Genomic DNA, 17,818 nt, shown 5'->3' on the forward strand with positions numbered 1-17,818 from the left:
ACCATGGCTCGTGTAAAGCGTGGCGTTACCGCCCGTCGTCGTCACAAGAAGATCATTGGCCGCGCGAAGGGCTATTACAACGCCCGTCGCAAAGTCTTCCGCGTTGCCAACCAGGCCGTCATCAAGGCTGGTCAGTACGCCTATATCGGCCGTAAGCAGCGCAAGCGTCAGTTCCGCGCGCTGTGGATCGTTCGTATCAATGCCGCCGCTCGTCAGTTCGGTCTGTCCTACAGCCGCCTGATCAACGGTCTGGCCAAGGCCGGCATCACCGTCGACCGCAAGGTGCTGGCAGATATCGCCGTGCACGACATCAAGGCGTTTGGCGCGATCGCTGAAAAGGCGAAGGCCAGTCTGGCGGCGTAATTTGTGCGCTCATCCTTGATCGCTAAGATCAAGAAGCGGCCATCCATGGCCGCACTCTTCAAGGGATGCGCGTGACGTTCGCGGGGAGGAGGCCAGAAGCCTCCTCCCCGTTTTCGTTTCTGACTTTCAACCCGGAATCGCATCGATGGACGATCTGGATAGCCGCGCCACACAAGCGCTGGCCGATATCGGCAACGCAGAAACGCTCGAAGCGCTCGACGCGCTGCGCGTGAGCTTGCTGGGCAAGAGCGGCATTGTCACCGCCGCATTGAAAGCGCTGGGCGCGCTGTCGCCCGACGAGCGCAAGGCGCGCGGCGCCGAGGTCAACCGCATCAAGGATCGCCTTGCCGACGCGCTGGCCGCGCGCAAGCAGGTGCTTGAGCAGGCGGAACTCGATCATCGCCTCGCTTCCGAAACCATCGACATCACGTTGCCCGGTCGCAACGGCGAGCGCGGCGGGATTCATCCGATCACGCGTGCGCTGGAGCGCATCTCCGCGATCTTCTCGCGCCTGGGTTACCAGCGCGCCGATGGTCCGGAAATCGAAGACGACTGGCACAACTTCGAGGCGCTGAATTTTCCGCCGCATCATCCGGCGCGCGCCATGCACGACACCTTCTACTTCGGCGATGGCCGCCTGCTGCGCACGCATACCTCGCCGGTGCAGGTGCGTTCGATGCAGGGCCGCCAGCCGCCGATCCGCATCATTGCGCCGGGCAAGGTCTATCGCAGCGATTCGGATCAGACGCACTCGCCGATGTTCCATCAGATCGAAGGCCTGCTGGTCGATGAGACCTCGAGCTTTGCCGATCTGAAGGGCACGCTGGCCGAATTCATCCGCGCATTCTTCGAGCGCGATTTCGAGATGCGTTTCCGCCCCAGCTATTTCCCCTTCACCGAGCCCTCGGCCGAAGTGGACATCCGCTGGGATGCCGAAGACGGCAGCACGCGCTGGCTCGAAGTGCTGGGCTGCGGCATGGTGCATCCGAACGTGCTGAAGAATTGCGGCATCGATCCGGAGCGTTACACCGGATTTGCCTTCGGCCTGGGCGTGGAACGCTTTGCGATGCTGCGCTACGGCGTTTCCGATCTGCGCGCGTTCTTCGAGAACGATCTGCGCTTCCTCAAGCAGTTCGCGTAAACGCAGCAGGAACCGATACGCATGAAATTCTCCGAGAACTGGTTGCGCGAACTGGTCGAGATCCAGGCAGACCGCGCGACGCTGTCGCACGCATTGACCATGGCCGGCCTGGAAGTGGAAGAACTCACCCCGCTGGGCGAAGGCCTGGACGGCGTGGTGGTGGCCGAAATCATCGGCGCCGAGAAGCATCCCGAAGCCGACCGCCTGCAGGTGTGCAAGGTGGATGCGGGGCAGGGCGAACCGTTGCAGATCGTCTGCGGCGCGCCGAATGCCCGCGTGGGCATCAAGGTGCCGTTGGCGATGGTGGGGGCGACCCTGCCTGGCGGCATCAACATCAAGGCAGCCAAACTGCGCGGTGTGGAATCGTCCGGCATGCTGTGCTCGGCCAAGGAACTGGGCATCGACGCCGATGGGTCGGGTCTGCTTGAGCTGCCGCTCGATGCGCCGGTTGGCAAGCCGCTGGCTGCCTATCTGGGCCTGCCCGATGCCAGCTTCGAATTGAAGCTCACCCCGAACCGTCCGGACTGCCTTGGCCTCTACGGCCTCGCACACGACGTGGCCGCCTTGTTCGGCAGCCGCGTGAAGACCGGTGAACAGGCGGCTGCGCCCGTGACCAGCGAAGCGCGTCGCGGTATCCGCCTAGAAGCGGGCCCCGATGCGCCGCGCTATCTCGGCCGCATCATCGAAGGCATCGATGCGAAGGCACGCACGCCGCTGTGGCTGGCGGAGCGCCTGCGTCGCGCGGGCCTGCGTCCCATCAGTGCCGTGGTCGACGTGACCAACTACGTGATGCTCGAACTCGGCCAGCCGTTGCACGCATTCGACAACGACACGCTGCACGGCGACATCGTCGTGCGTCACGCGCGCGATGGCGAAACTCTGAAGTTGCTCGACGGTTCCGAGGCGAAGCTCGACCAGGGTTTCGTGCTGATCGCTGACGCCACCAGCGGCCTCGCCGTGGCTGGCGTGATGGGCGGCTTCGATTCGCGCGTTACCGACGACACGCGCAACGTGTTCCTCGAATCCGCGCACTTCGCGCCGGCTGCCATCATGGGCCGTGCGCGCAAGCTGGGCATGCATACGGATGCCGCGCATCGCTTCGAGCGTGGCGTCGATCCGGCGCTGCCGCAGCGTGCGCTGGAGCGTGCGACGGAATTGCTGCTCGCCATCGCGGGCGGCAAGGCTGGCCCCGTGCTGGTCGCTGAAAATCTTGCCGATCTGCCGACCCCGGCCACCGTGGTGCTGCGCCGTGCGCGCCTCAAGCGCGTACTGGGTATCGAAGTGGCCGATGCCGAAGTAGCGCGCATCTTCACCGCGCTGGGCATGAAGGTGGTGCCGCAGGCCGATGGCTGGCAGGTCACCGCGCCCAGCAGCCGTTTCGATATCGAACGCGAAGAAGACCTGATTGAAGAGGTCGCGCGCATCCATGGCTACGACAATATCCCGACCCATACGCCGGCCGGCGCGCTGACCCTGGCGGCCGAACCGGAAGCACGCCTCAACGAACTGGCCGTGCGCGAGCAACTGGCCGCCCGCGGTTACTACGAGGCGGTGAACCTGGCCTTCATCGGCAACGACGTGCTGCAGCGCTGGGGCATGACCGAACAGCTGGTGCCGCTGGCCAACCCGCTATCGGCGGAGCTGGCCATCATGCGTCCGTCCCTGCTGCCGGGGCTGATCGTGGCGCTCTCGCACAACCGTGCCCGCCAGCAGGAGCGCGTGCGTCTGTTCGAACTGGGGCGTACCTTCCGCATCAGCGCCGAGGCCGCCGCCCGGAAGGACGCGCCGACCGAAACGCCGACCCTGTCCATCGTGGCCAGCGGCATCGCGCATGCCGAGCAGTGGGGCGAGGCCTCACGCACGCTCGACTTCCATGACCTCAAGGGCGACCTCGATGCGCTGATCGCCTGGGGTGGCGAGCCCGATCGCTGGGCTTTCCATGCCGACGGCTTGCCGGGCTGGCTGCACCCGGGCCGTGGCGCCCGCGTGACGCGCGACGGCCAGACCGTCGGTTACCTGGGTGCTCTGCATCCGCAGCTGGCTAAAGCCCTGGACCTCGGTGCCGATGTCCATGTGCTCGAACTGGAGCTGGAGCCGGTGCTGGCCCGCCGCCTGCCCAAGGCCACGGCCGTCCCGCGCTTCCCGTCCGTACGCCGAGACATTGCGATGGACGTGCCGGAAGAGGTGAGCTGGTCACAGATTGAGCAAGTGGTTCGCACGACCCTGGGCAGCCAGCTCAAGGAGCTGCGCCTGTTCGATCGCTATAGCGGCAAGGGGGTCGAACTAGGCCGAAAGAGTCTCGCTATGGGCTTGATTTTACAGGACGCTTCACGCACCCTTACTGACGACGATGCCGACCGTAACATTCGTGAAGCAGTCGGTGCGTTGGAGATGGCATGCAAGGCGAAGTTGCGAGGATAAGATGGCGCTGACCAAAGCAGAGATGGCCGAGCGCCTCTTTCTCGAGGTGGGCCTCAACAAGCGTGAGGCAAAAGAATTCGTGGACGCCTATTTCGAGGTGGTCCGCGAGGCGTTGGAAAAGGGCGAGCAGGTGAAGCTGTCGGGGTTCGGCAACTTTGACCTCCGCCAGAAGAACCAGCGACCGGGACGCAATCCCAAGACGGGCGAAGAGATTCCGATTTCCGCCCGCCGCGTGGTGACGTTCCGACCGGGTCAGAAACTCAAGGTGCGAGTCGAGGGCTATGCTGGACCAAGGGAATAACACCGAGCTGCCCGCCATTCCGGCGAAGCGCTACTTCACGATCGGTGAGGTAAGCGAACTGTGTGGCGTCAAGCCGCACGTGCTGCGGTATTGGGAACAGGAATTTCCCGCACTCAATCCGGTCAAGCGTCGCGGCAACCGCCGCTATTACCAGCGTCACGATGTGCTGATGATCCGTCAGATCCGTGGCCTGCTATATGACGAGGGCTTCACCATCACCGGCGCCCGCGCCCGGTTGGAAGGCCCGCAGGCGCGCATGGAGTCGAGCATTTCCCACCAGATCGTGCGCCAGGTGCGCATGGAGCTGGAAGAAGTCCTCGCGCTGCTGCGTCGCTGAATTTTCATCACGACTTCCGGTACTACCGGCTTAGCTGGTAGACTTGTCGTCTTGCCGATCATCGGGGCGTAGCGCAGCCTGGTAGCGCATCTGCCTGGGGGGCAGAGGGTCGTGGGTTCGAATCCCGCCGTCCCGACCAATTCGGCAATAGATATGAAAACGGTGCCCTTGGGCGCCGTTTTTGTTTGTCAGCTCGTCATTCCTGCGAAAGCAGGAGGAGCGGTTCAACAGCGAAGCTGGTCATCCAGAGCCTTTACACGCTGCCAATGGGCCGAAAGTCGCTGGATTCCTGCTTTCGCAGGAATGACGGTGAGGGGGGGCGACTGAGGTGGCCTGCTTGGTCCTCGCTCTCAATACAGCACGCGACTGCGCAGTGTCCCCGGGATGGCCGCAAGCCGATCGCGCAGCTCGCCCGACTGCTTCTCGTCGGCCGCCACGTCGATCACCACGTAACCCACTTCGCTGTCCGTCTGCAGGAACTGCGCATCAATGTTGATGTTGCCGGCGGAGAACAGCTCGTTGATGCGCGAGAGCACGCCTGGCACGTTGCGATGGATGTGCAGCAGGCGGCGGCTGCGCGGATGTTCCGGCAGCGAGACTTCGGGGAAGTTGACCGCCGACAGGGTGGAACCATTGTCGCTGTAGCGCACCAGCTTGGCCGCCACTTCGATGCCGATATTGTCCTGCGCCTCCAGCGTACTGCCGCCGATATGCGGGGTGAGGATCACGTTGTCCATGCCGACCAGGGGCGACACGAAGGCGTCGTCGTTGCCCTTGGGTTCCACCGGGAACACGTCGACGGCGGCACCGGCCAGGTGCTCCGAGCGCAGCGACGCGGCCAGCGCCTCCATATCCACCACGGTGCCGCGCGAGGCGTTGATCAGCAGCGAGCCTTTGCGCATGCGGGCCAATTCGCGGGTACCGATCATCAGCTGGGTGGCAGGGGTCTCGGGCACATGCAGGGTCACCACATCGGCGCGTTCGAGCAGGTCGTCCAGGCTGTTGGCGGCGCGGGCGTTGCCCAGCGAGAGCTTGGATTCGATGTCGTGGAAGATCACCCGCATGCCAAGGCTTTCGGCCAGCACGCCGACCTGGGTGCCGATATGGCCGTAGCCGACGATGCCCAGCACCTTGTCGCGCGCTTCGAAGCTGCCCGCCGCGGACTTGGTCCAGCCGCCGCGGTGGCATAGCGCGTTTTTCTGGGGGACGCCGCGCAGCAGCATGATGGTTTCAGCGATAACCAATTCCGCCACGCTGCGCGTATTGGAGTAGGGGGCGTTGAACACCGGCACGCCGAGGCGGCGGGCGCTGCCCAGATCCACCTGGTTGGTGCCGATGCAGAAGCAGCCCACGGCGATTAGCCGTTTAGCCTGCTGAAGCACCTCATCGGTCAGGTGGGTGCGCGAGCGGATGCCGACGATATGGGCCTCGGCAATGCGGGCCTTCAAATCGGCTTCCGGCAGGGCTTTTTCGTGGTATTCGATCTGGCTGTAGCCCGCGCGCTGAAAGCTTTCCATGGCACTGCGGCTGACGCCTTCGAGCAGGAGTACCTTGATGTCTTGTTTGGGGAACGAGGTCTTCATGGGCCGTTGCGCAATGGAGAACGTCTGCACTATGCCACGGCTTGAAGCGCTTTTGCGGCGTCGCAACACTGGACGATGCAGGCTCGCGCTGGCAGGCTTGCCGTGCACCCCGGGGACCATCGCATGACTGATGCTCGACTGGCCGCGCTTGCCGCCCGGCTTCCCAATCTTCGCCTGCTTACCGATCCGGCCGATCTGGAGCACTACGGCCGCGATTGGACGCGCCGCTGGACGCCTGCGCCACTGGCGATCGCGCTGCCTGGCGACGTGGCCGAAGTGCAGGCGGTGGTGCGCTGGGCCAATGAGCAGCAGGTGGCGATCGTCCCTTCGGGCGGCCGCACGGGTCTGTCGGGTGGCGCCGTGGCGGCGAACGGCGAGCTGGTGCTCAGCCTGGAGCGCATGAACCGCGTGCTGGCTTTCGATGCGGTGGATCGCACGCTCACCGTGCAGGCCGGCATGACGCTGCATGCCGTCCATGAGGCCGCCAGGGAACAAGGGCTGCTCTACCCGGTGGATTTTGCCGCGCGCGGCTCGTGCTCCATCGGCGGCAATGTCGCCACCAATGCCGGTGGCATTCGGGTGATCCGCTACGGCAACACGCGCGAGTGGATCGCCGGGCTCACCGTGGTGGCTGGCAACGGCGAGCTGTTGCAGCTCAATCGCGGGCTGATCAAGAACTCCAGCGGTTACGACCTGCGTCAGCTGCTGATCGGTTCGGAAGGAACGCTGGGTGTCGTGGTGGAGGCAACGTTGCGGCTCACCGATCCGCCGCCGCCGTCACAGGTCATGTTGCTGGCGCTGCCCAATATGGGAGCGCTGATGGAAGTGTTTGCGCTGTTTCGCTCGCGCCTCACGCTGCAGGCGTTCGAGTTCTTCACCGATGCAGCGCTGCGCCATGTGTTGGCGCATGGCGCGCAGCGGGCCATCGATGGCGAGCATCCATACTACGTGGTGACCGAGTTCGATACCAGCGAATCGGCACAGGATGCTGCTCTCGCCGCGTTTGAATCCGGCGTGGACCACGGTTGGATCAGCGACGGCGTGATCGCCCAAAGCGACGCGCAGGCGGCCGCGCTGTGGCGTCTGCGCGAGGGCATCACCGAGAGCCTTGCGCCGCATCGCCCGTACAAGAACGACATCTCGCTGCGCATCAGTGCGCTGCCCGCTTTCCTGCGCGAGATCCAGGCCTTGTTGAGTCGCGAGTATCCGCACTTCGACGTGGTCTGGTTTGGACACATCGGCGACGGCAACTTGCATATCAACGTGCTGCGTCCGGACGATCTGTCGGACAGCGATTTCATTGCCCAGTGCGAGCACGTCACCAAGTTGCTGGCCGAAACGCTGCAGCGGCATGGTGGCAGCATTTCCGCCGAGCACGGGATTGGCCTGGTCAAGCGCGCCTATCTGGGCAGCACCCGCAGCGAGGCGGAAATCGCCTTGATGCGTGGCGTGCGGCAGGTGTTCGATCCCAAAGGCTTGCTCAATCCGGGCAAGCTGTTTGTCTGAGGGTGTGATGGCGCCCCACGGCGTCGGCTAAGCAGGACCTAAGTCGGGGCGGGGATGCTGTGCAGACCTCATTGCTGACGGGTTTCCCCATGCGTCCTTTGCCCACCCTGCTGTTTTGTGCCCTTGCGGCGGCGTTTGCCGGCCATGCGGCGGCCGCTCCGGCGCCCGCTAATTTCCGCGTGCTCGCCCGCCTGCCCCTCGGTGGCGCCGGTGGCTGGGATTACCTCAGTTTCGATGCGCAGCGCCGCCATCTGTTCGTCACACGCGGCGACCATATCGATGTGGTGGATGTGGATCAGCACAAGCGCATCGGCGTGATCGCCGGTACGAAGGGCGTGCACGGCGTGGCGCTGGATCAGTCGGCGCATCGCGGCTATGCCAGCAACGGGCAGGCCGCGTCGGTCACGGTGTTTGACCTCGACACGTTCAATGTCGTCGCCACCATCAGCGGAACCGGCGAGAAACCCGATGCCATTGCCTACGACCCGGCGTCGAAGCACGTGTTCACGTTCAACGGCAAGGGACATTCCTTCAGCGTGATTGATCCGGCCACCAATACGGTGACGAGCACGGTGGCCTTGCCCGGCAAGCCGGAGTTCGCGGTAAGCGACGAGGCCGGTTCGATCTACGTGAATCTCGAAGACACCGCCCAGCTGGTGAAGATCGACACGACCAGCAACACCGTGGCAGCGACATGGTCGCTGGGTACCTGCGAATCGCCGACCGGCCTGGCCATCGACCGCAAGCTGCATCGCCTGTTCTCGGTCTGCGACAACAAACAGATGGCCGTGACCAATGCCGACAACGGCCAGGTCGTGGCGCGCGTGCCGATCGGCGAAGGTCCGGATGCGGTGGTCTTCGATGAGGGCGCGTCGATGGTGTACAGCTCCAACGGCGAGAGCGGTGACATCACCGCCGTACGCCAGAAGGATGCCGATCACTACAGCGTCGTCGGCGCCATCCCCACCCAGCCCAGCGCGCGTACGCTCGCGCTCGATCCCAAGCTGCACCGGCTCTACCTCTCGGCAGCCAAGTGGGCCTCGCGGCCAAAGGAGGGCGCACGCCCGGACATCGTGCCGGACAGCTTCACCGTGTTGACGGTCGGCACGCCCTGAGGCCGTCTCCGGCGCACTGAGAGGTGCGCCGGAGGTCTGCGTGAAAGAGGCGATCAGGGGCGGCGTGATAGCCTTATAGGCCGTCCCCGTTCGCTTCAGGAGCATCGAGCATGTCGCAGGAACTTCGCACCCTGTATCCCGAGATCGAGCCGTATGACACCGGCATGCTCAAGGTGTCGGACCTGCACACGCTGTACTACGAACAGAGCGGCAACCCCAACGGCAAGCCGGTAGTGTTTCTGCATGGCGGTCCGGGCGGCGGCACCAATCCGAAGTGCCGGCGCTTTTTCGATCCGGCCGTGTACCGCATCGTGCTGTTCGACCAGCGCGGCTGCGGCAAGTCCACGCCGCATGCGGAGCTGCACGAGAACACCACCTGGAACCTGGTCAACGACATCGAGCGCATCCGCGGGCATCTGGGCATCGATCGCTGGCAGGTGTTCGGCGGCTCCTGGGGTTCGACGCTCGCGCTCGCCTATGCGCAGACGCATCCGGAGCGCGTGACCGAACTGGTGCTGCGCGGCATCTTCATGCTGCGCCGCTGGGAGCTGGAGTGGTTCTACCAGAAGGGTTGCGATGCGCTGTATCCCGATGCATGGGAAACCTATCTGAAGGCGATCCCCGCGGTGGAGCACGGCGACCTGATGAGCGCCTACTACCGTCGCCTGACCAGCAGCGACCCGATCGAACGCGTGGAAGCGGCGCGTGCGTGGTCGGTGTGGGAGGGCGCCACCAGTTACCTGTGGCAGGACGAGAGCCACATCCAGTCCAGTGGTGAAGACGAATTCGCACTGGCTTTCGCCCGTATCGAATGCCACTACTTCGTGCACGGCGGCTTCTTCGAACACGACGACCAGCTGCTGCGCAATGTGGATCGCATCCGCAAGATTCCTGCCGTGATCGTGCAGGGACGCTACGATGTGGTGTGCCCCATGCGCAGCGCGTGGGATCTGCATCGCGCCTGGCCGGAAGCCGATCTGCGCATCGTGCAGGATGCCGGTCATTCGGCCTTCGAGCCGGGCAATATCTCGGAACTGATCAAGGCGACGGATCGTTTCCGCGGCTGATTGAGCGCCACTGGCGACCACGGACCCCGGCAGGCAGCTGCCGGGGTTTTCTCATGTCTGCGACATGGCCAGCCGCGGAAACACGTGCAGGCTGACGTGCGCTCGCTTGGCCTGGCGCTTGGCGCGCGCGGCGAGCATGGCGATCGATTGCGCGCGTTGCGGCAGCGGCGGCGCCAGTTCCACCGCGCCCATCACCACCGTCGTGAACGGGAAGAATTGCGGCTCGCCGCGACGATCCTTGCCCTGCAGTCCGCCGTGGAAGATCTCCATCGCATCGAACAGTTGCGGCGAGCGCGCGTTGAACGCATCGATCACGCGCTGGCAGCGCGCTTCCCAGTCGCCGCTCTGGAACAGCACCACGAAATCGTCGCCGCCGATGTGGCCGATGAAATCCAGCGCCGGGTCCACGTGCTCGCTCAGCAGTCCGGACAGCAGGCGGATCATCTCATCGCCACGCGAATAGCCGTAGTGATCGTTGAACGGCTTGAAGTCGGTGAGATCCACGTGCACGACGGTGAAACACTCGCCGCCGTCGATCAGCCGTTCCAGGTGCTCGGTGGTGGGGATATTGCCGGGCAGAAAGGTCAGCGGATTGGCGTGCCGCGCCGCTTCGATGCGCAGCTCGCTCACGCGGCGCACCAAGGCTTCGCCTGTGCCAAGGCCGAGATAGCGTCCCTTGCGCGTCACGATGAAACCGTCGGCGAGATAGCGCTGATCCTCGCCACGCAGCACGTCAGCGAGACTTTCGAGGCTGCGGTTTTCATCGCACACCAGCGGCGCGCTGTTCATCAGCGCCGTGCACGACTTTCGCGCCAGCAGTTCGCGGGCGAAGGGCTGGGCCATGCGCTCGTTGACCAGGCGGCGATTGATCAGGCCGATCGGCTGTCCGTCCTTCACCACCGCCACTGCATGCAGCTCGGGATGATCGACGAACAGCGCCATCACTTCGTCATTGGTCTGGCGCGGCTGCACGGCTGGCGCCTCGATCAACAGATGGCTGACCTGAGTGGGGCGCTGCGTGACGGGGCCGCGCGGGCGCGGCAGCACTGACACCGCCGCCGTCCGCAGTACTTGCCGGGATTCGGCGCTGGCTTCGTTGACGACGCGTTCGGCGGGGCGGCCGATCAGGAAGCCTTGCGCATAGGGAATGCCCAGGTCGCGCAATACGCGCAGGTCCGCCGGGTCTTCCACGCCTTCGCCGACCAGGTCGGTGCCCAGCGATTCGGCGACCTGGCAAAGCGATCGCACGATGGCCAGGCGTCCCGCACTGCGCGACACGCCATTGATGAGGTAACGGTCGATCTTCACTACGTCGGGGTGGATCTCGTTCCACATCTCGAAGTTGGAATGGCCGTTGCCGAAATCGTCCAGCGCGACGCGGATGCCATGCGCGCGCAGGTAGCCCAGCGCATGGGCGAGGCGGGCAGGGCTTTCCACCACATCGCGCTCGGTCACTTCGATGGTGACGCGGGCGGGGTCCAGGCCGCAGGATGACAGTGCCTGCAGCACGTCGTCCGGGCGCAAGGTGTCGTGCAGGATGGCGTGCGCGCTCAGGTTCACCAGCAGGCGGCCCGCTGCCGCCTGCGCTTCGAATGCACTGCATAGCGTGCGTGCGGCATGCAGTTCCAGTTCGGCCAGCCGGCCTTCCATGCGGGCCAGATCCAGCAGATCGAGGATCGACAGCTCACCCGGCATGAAGGCACAGCGGCTCAGGCCCTCGTGCGCCACCACTTCAAGCGTGTCGACACGCACGACCGGCTGGAAGACCGGCTGCAGGCTTCCCGCTGCGAGCGCGCGCTCAAGCATGGCTTGTGGCGTGTAATGGGGGACGGGTCTGGCCGGCATGCCCTGTTCGATGTCAGGCCGCAGCCCGAGCTGGATGCATCATGTCAGATGAGAGACCCGCCTCATGCGGCGTCCCATGACGGCCTTCCTGATGGGGAAGGCGGAAGAAGGCGACTTGCTGCATCAGGGTGTCGGCGTCGGTGGCCAGTGCGCGACCCGTGTGCTTGATGTCTTCGACCAGATCGGCATTGGCCTGGGTCATGCCGTCCATCGCCATCACCGCGCGATTGACCTGGCTGATGCCGCTGACCTGGGACAGCGTGGCACCGGAAATCTGCGAGACGCGGGTGGACACGTTGGCGATGCTGAGCACGATGCCGTCGAGCGCCTCGCCCGACCGCGTCACGCGTTCGCGCGCCGTGCCGACAGCGTCGCCGCTGCGTTCCACCAGTCGACGGATGTCCTTGCCGGCGTCCACGCAACGGCGCGCGAGCTGGCGCACTTCGGTGGCCACCACCGCGAAACCGCGGCCGCGTTCGCCAGCCTGGGCCGCTTCGATGGCGGCATTGAGCGACAGCAGGTTGGTCTGGAACGCAATGCTGTCGACCAGGTCGACGATCTCCGAAATATCGCGGCTGGCCTTTTCAATCGCGAGCATGGAGCCGATGGCTTCGTCTGCCACCTGGCGTCCGTGCTCGGCGTGCTCCAGCGCATCGCGTGCCGCCGCCGCTGCGCCGTCGGCGTGGCCTGCGCCCAGCGTGGCGGTATCCGCCATATGGGTCATGGAGGCGGTGGTCTGTTCCAGGCTGGCGGCCTGGGCTTGCGTGCGCGAGCTTAGTGCTTCGTTGTCCAGCGCAAGCCGGCGCGCGCGTTCGCCCACCGATGCGGCGCCAACGCGCACCTCGGTCAGTACCTTGGTGAGCTGGGAGTCCATCGAAGCGAGTGCGCGCAGCAGCTTGCCCAGTTCGTCGTTGGAGCCCACTTCGACCGCTTCGCCCAGCGTGCCGGCGGCGATGCGTTGGGCTACGTGAGTGGCTCGCGTGAGGCGCTGCATCAGCGAGCGCATCAGCGCACCGTCCATCAGGATGGTGACGGCGAGCGCCACGCCAAGGAGCACCAGCAAGAGCACCATGCCGTCGCGATCCGCCGCGCGCTGCATGGACACCTGCGCGTTGCCCTTGGCGAGCGCGGACTGGAACAGATTGGCGAAGTCGCTCTGCAGCGGCTCGTAGGCAGGCTGCACTTCGGTGCTGAGCTTGAGGCCGCCGATATCGAACTGGCCGGCATCAAGCAGGGCGAGGGTCTCATCGATGATGCGGTCGGCGTCGGCGCGATGCGTGGTGGTGAGCTTGAGCGTCTGCGCTTGTTCCTGCGCAAGCTCACTGCCCAGCAGCGTCTTCCAGTGGCGCTCGGCATCGATGCGGTCGGCGTGGATGCGCGTATGCGCATCTTCCACGGCGGAGGGCAACTGAGACATCACGGCATGCACCAGCACCTGCAGCGTGCTGTTGTAATCGTTCTGCACGCGGCCCACGTCGGCGACCGGGCTGAGCGAGCCGTCGACCAGGCCCTGGATGCGCGTATCGGCGCGATGCAACTGCACCACGCCGGCCACGCAGGTGATCGCCAGCAGCGACACGATGGCCAGCAGGCGCAACAGCAGACGCTGGCGCAGCGTCAATCCGGTGGTCGGCTTGGAGAACTTGAACATGGGGAAGTCCGGGGTGAGGGAACTGCAAGAGCTGTCGGCTCACCGCGCGGTAACTTTAGCCAAAAATGCAAAAAAATAATCGTAAATTCAACTGGTTATGTCTGCCTCGCGGGGTCGAGGCAAGGCGGAAATCATGGCACGGGAAGATGTCGTCTCCGTGACTTATGTGCTGCACTTCTCATGCTCCGAGCAAAGAAAAACCCCGCCTGCGAGAGCGGGGTTTTGGCAGAACGCGAGATGCCAATGCTCAGCTGGCGGGCAGTTGCTTGGTGCCGAAAATCTTGTCTCCCGCATCGCCGAGCCCGGGCAGGATGTAGCCATGTTCGTTGAGGCGCTCATCGATGGACGCGGTATAGATCTCTACATCCGGATGCGCCGCCTCGATGCGCTTGAGGCCTTCGGGTGCGGCGACCAGGAACAGTCCCTTGATGCGCTTGCAGCCGGCGGCCTTGAGCATGTCTACCGTGGCAACCAGGGTGCCGGCGGTGGCCAACATGGGATCGACGATCAGCGCGATGCGCTCGTCCATGCGGCCGGTGAGCTTTTCGTAATAGGTAATGGGCTCAAGCGTCTCCTCGTTGCGCTGCAGGCCGACCACGCTGACCTTGGCCGCGGGAATCATGTCGAGCACGCCGGGCAGCATGCCTAGGCCCGCGCGCAGGATCGGCACGATGGTGACCTTCTTGCCCTTGATCTGATGCACGGTGAGCGGACCGGCCCAGCCTTCGATGCGCTGCTCGACCGTTTCCAGATCCTTGGTGGCTTCGTAGGTCAACAGCGATGCCACTTCCGAGGCCAGCTCGCGAAATTCCTTGGTGCTGATGCCGGCGCGGCGCATAAGGCCGAGCTTGTGCTGGATCAGGGGGTGATGGACTTCGACGATTTTCATGGGCAAACCTGGCGGCAGAGTCGGTGAATTGTCACCCACGCGGCGTGACGAGGGCGAGCGGTTTGTCCCGCTGAAGTTCGCGCGCTCGCATCGTGACCTCGACCATCGAGCGTCGCATGCGTGCGTCGTGGCTTACCCGGCAAACAAAAAGGGCGCCGGCACAGGCCGACGCCCTGGTGGCTTGCGCCAATGCGATCAATGGCCCGCGTTGGGCGTACCGCTTAGGCAGGCGCTCATGAATTGCTTGCGCTCGTCGCCCTTGAGCGACTTGGCGTGCGGGTCGGCATTGCACGCCTTCATTTTTTCCTGCTGGGTCATCTTGGCCGGTGCGGCGCTTTCGCCCTTCAGGCAGCTGCTCATGAAGGTCTTGCGCTCGTCGCCGGTCTTGCCCGTCGCCTGCTTGTTGCAGTCGGTCATGCGCTGCTGCTGCGAATTCTTGGCGGGCGCGCTGCTGCTCGCCGCCTGCGGCGCGGCAAAGGCGGTGGAGGCGGCGAAGGCCAGTGCAATGCTTGCAACCATCAGACTCAAACGCGAAGACATGCGGGTACCCTCCTGGATGACATGACCGGCGAACGCCGGCGTCGCAAGTCTATGCCTGCCGGCAGTGCGCGTGGGAGGGCACGCGTGGTCGCCAAGGCATCCCGTTCAGCAAGCTGGAGGGCGACAGGCGAATCGGACTTTTCTTAGCCTGGCGGGGCGCCAAAGGAAAGGCCACGCCCGTCGCCGGGCGTGGCCTCCTAGGGATTTGAAGCGACTGCTCAGTGACCGTGGTCGTGTCCTTGGTCATCGTCGTCGTGATGGCCGTGCCCGTGGTCGTCGTCATCGTGATGACCATGGCCTTGTTCGCCAAACAATCCCGGCACGAACAGGTCGACCACGAAGCCATCGTGATCGGACACGCCGATCGCCTTGCGCACGTCGGTGGCGGTCGCGGCATCGGCCTCGGTTTGCACCGGTGCATCGAGGTCGGCGCGACCGTACTGCATCTTCAGGAAGCGCAGTCGGGCAACCTCGTTCATCAGCGCATGATCGAGCACCTGCACGGTGGGCACTTCGCGACCCGAGTTGCCGGAGCCTGCCGCTGTATAACCCTGGATCGGGCCGAATTCCTCGGTGTAGAGGAACGAGTAGCGATCGTTCTGCGGCACCGATTCGACCGCGTTCCACAGTGCCGGGCGCACGATGTTCTTGCCCAGCTTCAGCTGGTTTTCGCTGTCCTTGTACTTGCCCGACGCGAGTCCGACCACGTCGACCCAGCCATCGCTGAACTGGTAGGCGTTGAAGTCACCGACCACCATCAACGGCTGCCACGGATTGACGCCCTGCAGGTTCTGCACCTGGCGCGCCAGCGAACTGGCCTGCAGGAAGCGCTTCTGACGGTCGCGCACAGCGCTGTCGTCGTTGTCGTCGACGTTGGTGCGCGCCTTCATGTGCACCGAGATCACCTGGAAGCGCACGCCGCGCGCTTCGGCGGTAAGCAGGAGCGGCGGGTGGTCGTGCACGAACGCGGTCTGGCCGTTGTCGTTCCACGTTTCGTCGGCGGCCAGCTGCTGCACGGAGACCACGCGAACGCGGTCGCTGCGCACCAGGAAGCCCACGTTGATGCCGCTGGGATCGTGCCCGGGCACCAGGTAAGCCTGGTACTTGGCGCGATAGTCGTCGCCCAGCTGGGTGGCCAGGCCCTGCAGCAGCGGCAGGCTCTTCACTTCCTCCACCGACAGCACGTCGGGCAACTGCAGCACGCTGCCGATATAGGCGGACAGGCGTTGCGTCTTCAATGCCACTTGATCCGCCGTCGGCTCCTTGCTGTCGCCGCTGCAGGTGAAGACGGTGTTGAAGTCGGTGTCGCAGAAGCGCTCGGTGTTGAACGCACCGATACGTAGTGCATACGGTGCCGTGGGCGAAACGGAGCGTGGCATTTCCGCGACATGCTTCAAGGTGATCTTGGTCGGGATGAATGTATAGGCACCGAAGTCGTAGGAGATGATGCCTTCGGCACGGAAGGTGGTGCCCGCCACGAACGGCGTGTTGAGCGGCACGGCGCCGAAGTCCGCCGTGTTCATCTTGAACACTTCCGGGTTGCCGCTCCAGTTGGGCAGCTGCACGCCGTCAGGCACTGGCACGCTGTAGCGCACGCCGGGGAGGCGCAACGAGCGCTTGCCGTTTGCGGTGATGCTCACTTCCGCAAAGGGCTCGCCGCTGAAGCGCTTGTTGCCCGTATTGATCATGCCGTTCTCGATCACCACACGCATGCCCACGAAGCACTGGAAGTTGGTCGCGCCGCAGGACAGTTTGGCGGGATCGGACGAAGGCATCGCCTCATCAAATACGATCGCCTTCGGCAGGCGCGCGCCGTGCGACGTCACCGTCACGACGGGGCTGGTGAGCTCGGGCAACTGGTAGTAGTTGGCGACCCTGGCATCCACGTTCACCACATCGCCCACGGCCACCGTCGGCGTGCTGGAGGTAAAGACATAGATGCCGTTGGAGGTGAGCGGATCGGCATCGGCGCGCGTGTCGGGCGTCTGCATGGTGAAGCCCGCCGGGCCCACCGCGGTGACGATGTTGCCGGTGGTCTTCACCGGCTTGCCGAGCAGTGGCGAGATCTGATCGCGACCCTGGATCTGCCAGATTTCGGCGGCGACCGGAATGTCGTAGAGGATGGCGCCGATCGCCGTATCGCGCGACAGCGGAAGATTGCCGCTGGGCTGGCTCAGCTTGACCTCGAAAGCCTTGTCGTCGCTCGGCGTCGTGCGGCCATGCACGACCACGTTGAAGCTCGCCTGCATCTGCCCTTCGGCGATGCTCAGGTTGGCATCGAGCGCGTCGTAGTCGTGATTGGCGACCGTCGCCGTGCCATCAAGTGTTGCCACGTGCACCGATACGCCGCCCGTGGGCGCCGGCTGCGTAAGCGCGACGGTGAATGGCATTGGGACGTCCGCCGCACCGCGCACCGTGGCGCTGGCATCGGCGATGGACAACGCCTGGCCCAGCACGACGCAGGTGCTCGCACTGTTGTGCGGCGCCGTGGGGGAGACCACGTTGAAATCCGCCTGGTTGTCGCCCGTGTTCTGCGGCAAGCCGGCCGTGCTGGGCTTGCGGCCATAGCCCTTGTCGGCATTGGTGGTGCCCAACGATGCCAGCGGCGTGCCGGCCTTGTACGCCGAACCGGTGGAGAGGCCCACCTGATCGACCAGTTGGCCTGAGCCATCGAGGATGGCAAGGCCGCCGTCGTCGGTGACGCCCGTGCTGTACTTGAGATCGCCAACCACGCTGCCGGAATAACCGCTGCTCGCGCTATTGGTGAGCAACAGATAGCAGCCCGGCGCGATGGAGGTGCCGCTGGGTAGCGTCAGGCGCGTGCCCGTGGTGCCGCTGACGTTGGAGGCGTTGAACTTGTAGCCCGACAGATCCAGCGCCTTGCTGCCGCTGTTGAACAGCTCGACGAATTCGTCGTTGCCGCCGGCCGGGCCACGGACTCGAAACTGGCTGATGCTGAGATCTGCCGCTTGCGCAGCGGTTGCCGACAAGGCGAGCAACAGTGCGGATAAAAGGGCACGTCGAATGTGCGCTGGTTTCATTGACCACTCCCTTCCTGG

The 17,818-nt window shown here is 64.7% G+C and carries 14 protein-coding genes and 1 tRNA gene; 9 read left to right on the forward strand and 6 right to left on the reverse strand.

The window, feature by feature from the left end; translation table 11 throughout:
- Positions 1 to 3: 3 nt before the first annotated feature.
- From rplT to AC1DMY_RS02195, 6 genes are all read left to right on the forward strand, one after another.
- A complete protein-coding gene (rplT, locus tag AC1DMY_RS02170) occupies positions 4 to 363 on the forward strand; it encodes a 50S ribosomal protein L20 (protein ID WP_017463630.1) in 360 nt (119 codons plus the stop codon).
- A gap of 145 nt (positions 364 to 508) precedes the next feature.
- The gene (gene pheS / locus AC1DMY_RS02175) at positions 509 to 1,504 is read left to right on the forward strand and encodes a phenylalanine--tRNA ligase subunit alpha (RefSeq protein WP_477163387.1); all 996 of its coding nucleotides are present in this window, start codon (positions 509 to 511) and stop codon (positions 1,502 to 1,504) included.
- Between the two features lie 21 nt (positions 1,505 to 1,525).
- The gene (pheT, locus tag AC1DMY_RS02180; RefSeq protein ID WP_477163388.1) at positions 1,526 to 3,925 is read left to right on the forward strand and encodes a phenylalanine--tRNA ligase subunit beta; all 2,400 of its coding nucleotides are present in this window, start codon (positions 1,526 to 1,528) and stop codon (positions 3,923 to 3,925) included.
- A gap of 1 nt (position 3,926) precedes the next feature.
- A complete protein-coding gene (ihfA, locus tag AC1DMY_RS02185) occupies positions 3,927 to 4,226 on the forward strand; it encodes an integration host factor subunit alpha (protein WP_019467382.1) in 300 nt (99 codons plus the stop codon).
- A complete protein-coding gene (locus tag AC1DMY_RS02190) occupies positions 4,207 to 4,563 on the forward strand; it encodes a MerR family transcriptional regulator (RefSeq protein WP_019467383.1) in 357 nt (118 codons plus the stop codon). Before ihfA ends, AC1DMY_RS02190 begins: the two co-directional genes overlap by 20 nt.
- Before the next feature lie 62 nt (positions 4,564 to 4,625).
- Positions 4,626 to 4,702, forward strand: a tRNA-Pro gene (locus tag AC1DMY_RS02195).
- A 211-nt stretch (positions 4,703 to 4,913) separates the two neighbouring features.
- Here the strand turns inward: AC1DMY_RS02195 and serA are convergent.
- Positions 4,914 to 6,146 (reverse strand): phosphoglycerate dehydrogenase, encoded by a 1,233-nt coding sequence (serA, locus tag AC1DMY_RS02200; protein WP_477163389.1) that lies wholly within the window; start codon positions 6,144 to 6,146, stop codon positions 4,914 to 4,916.
- A gap of 123 nt (positions 6,147 to 6,269) precedes the next feature.
- On the opposite strand from serA, the gene AC1DMY_RS02205 reads away from it, so the two are divergent.
- The 3 genes from AC1DMY_RS02205 (at position 6,270) to pip (ending at position 9,834) form a co-directional block, all read left to right on the forward strand.
- Positions 6,270 to 7,652 (forward strand): FAD-binding oxidoreductase, encoded by a 1,383-nt coding sequence (locus tag AC1DMY_RS02205; protein WP_477163390.1) that lies wholly within the window; start codon positions 6,270 to 6,272, stop codon positions 7,650 to 7,652.
- Between the two features lie 89 nt (positions 7,653 to 7,741).
- Positions 7,742 to 8,767 carry a YncE family protein gene (locus AC1DMY_RS02210; RefSeq protein WP_477163391.1) on the forward strand — a complete coding sequence of 342 codons (1,026 nt, stop codon included), beginning with the start codon at positions 7,742 to 7,744 and terminating at the stop codon, positions 8,765 to 8,767.
- 110 nt (positions 8,768 to 8,877) lie between these two features.
- Positions 8,878 to 9,834: a prolyl aminopeptidase gene (gene pip / locus AC1DMY_RS02215; protein WP_477163392.1), complete on the forward strand. Its 957-nt coding sequence runs from the start codon at positions 8,878 to 8,880 to the stop codon at positions 9,832 to 9,834.
- A gap of 51 nt (positions 9,835 to 9,885) precedes the next feature.
- Here the strand turns inward: pip and AC1DMY_RS02220 are convergent, their stop codons facing one another.
- The 5 genes from AC1DMY_RS02220 to AC1DMY_RS02240 form a co-directional block, all read right to left on the reverse strand.
- Positions 9,886 to 11,679 (reverse strand): EAL domain-containing protein, encoded by a 1,794-nt coding sequence (locus AC1DMY_RS02220; protein WP_477163393.1) that lies wholly within the window; start codon positions 11,677 to 11,679, stop codon positions 9,886 to 9,888.
- A gap of 13 nt (positions 11,680 to 11,692) precedes the next feature.
- Positions 11,693 to 13,330 carry a methyl-accepting chemotaxis protein gene (locus AC1DMY_RS02225; protein WP_477163394.1) on the reverse strand — a complete coding sequence of 546 codons (1,638 nt, stop codon included), beginning with the start codon at positions 13,328 to 13,330 and terminating at the stop codon, positions 11,693 to 11,695.
- Between the two features lie 247 nt (positions 13,331 to 13,577).
- Complete coding sequence (upp, locus tag AC1DMY_RS02230) at positions 13,578 to 14,219, reverse strand: uracil phosphoribosyltransferase (RefSeq protein ID WP_477163395.1); 642 nt, start codon at positions 14,217 to 14,219, stop codon at positions 13,578 to 13,580.
- A gap of 195 nt (positions 14,220 to 14,414) precedes the next feature.
- The gene (locus tag AC1DMY_RS02235) at positions 14,415 to 14,759 is read right to left on the reverse strand and encodes a PsiF family protein (protein WP_477163396.1); all 345 of its coding nucleotides are present in this window, start codon (positions 14,757 to 14,759) and stop codon (positions 14,415 to 14,417) included.
- Between the two features lie 218 nt (positions 14,760 to 14,977).
- Complete coding sequence (locus AC1DMY_RS02240) at positions 14,978 to 17,800, reverse strand: lamin tail domain-containing protein (protein ID WP_477163397.1); 2,823 nt, start codon at positions 17,798 to 17,800, stop codon at positions 14,978 to 14,980.
- Between the last annotated feature and the right edge of the window lie 18 nt (positions 17,801 to 17,818).

Source organism: Dyella sp. 01L423 (assembly GCF_056399945.1).

Excerpts from the sequence above, each read along its gene's own strand:
- AC1DMY_RS02240 (WP_477163397.1), bottom strand. The coding sequence starts at position 17,800 with ATGAAACCAGCGCACATTCGACGTGCCCTTTTATCCGCACTGTTGCTC.
- AC1DMY_RS02235 (WP_477163396.1), bottom strand. The coding sequence starts at position 14,759 with ATGTCTTCGCGTTTGAGTCTGATGGTTGCAAGCATTGCACTGGCCTTC.
- rplT (WP_017463630.1), top strand. The coding sequence starts at position 4 with ATGGCTCGTGTAAAGCGTGGCGTTACCGCCCGTCGTCGTCACAAGAAG.
- AC1DMY_RS02210 (WP_477163391.1), top strand. The coding sequence starts at position 7,742 with ATGCGTCCTTTGCCCACCCTGCTGTTTTGTGCCCTTGCGGCGGCGTTT.
- AC1DMY_RS02225 (WP_477163394.1), bottom strand. The coding sequence starts at position 13,330 with ATGTTCAAGTTCTCCAAGCCGACCACCGGATTGACGCTGCGCCAGCGT.
- ihfA (WP_019467382.1), top strand. The coding sequence starts at position 3,927 with ATGGCGCTGACCAAAGCAGAGATGGCCGAGCGCCTCTTTCTCGAGGTG.
- pheS (WP_477163387.1), top strand. The coding sequence starts at position 509 with ATGGACGATCTGGATAGCCGCGCCACACAAGCGCTGGCCGATATCGGC.
- pheT (WP_477163388.1), top strand. The coding sequence starts at position 1,526 with ATGAAATTCTCCGAGAACTGGTTGCGCGAACTGGTCGAGATCCAGGCA.
- pip (WP_477163392.1), top strand. The coding sequence starts at position 8,878 with ATGTCGCAGGAACTTCGCACCCTGTATCCCGAGATCGAGCCGTATGAC.
- AC1DMY_RS02220 (WP_477163393.1), bottom strand. The coding sequence starts at position 11,679 with ATGCCGGCCAGACCCGTCCCCCATTACACGCCACAAGCCATGCTTGAG.
- AC1DMY_RS02190 (WP_019467383.1), top strand. The coding sequence starts at position 4,207 with ATGCTGGACCAAGGGAATAACACCGAGCTGCCCGCCATTCCGGCGAAG.
- serA (WP_477163389.1), bottom strand. The coding sequence starts at position 6,146 with ATGAAGACCTCGTTCCCCAAACAAGACATCAAGGTACTCCTGCTCGAA.
- AC1DMY_RS02205 (WP_477163390.1), top strand. The coding sequence starts at position 6,270 with ATGACTGATGCTCGACTGGCCGCGCTTGCCGCCCGGCTTCCCAATCTT.
- upp (WP_477163395.1), bottom strand. The coding sequence starts at position 14,219 with ATGAAAATCGTCGAAGTCCATCACCCCCTGATCCAGCACAAGCTCGGC.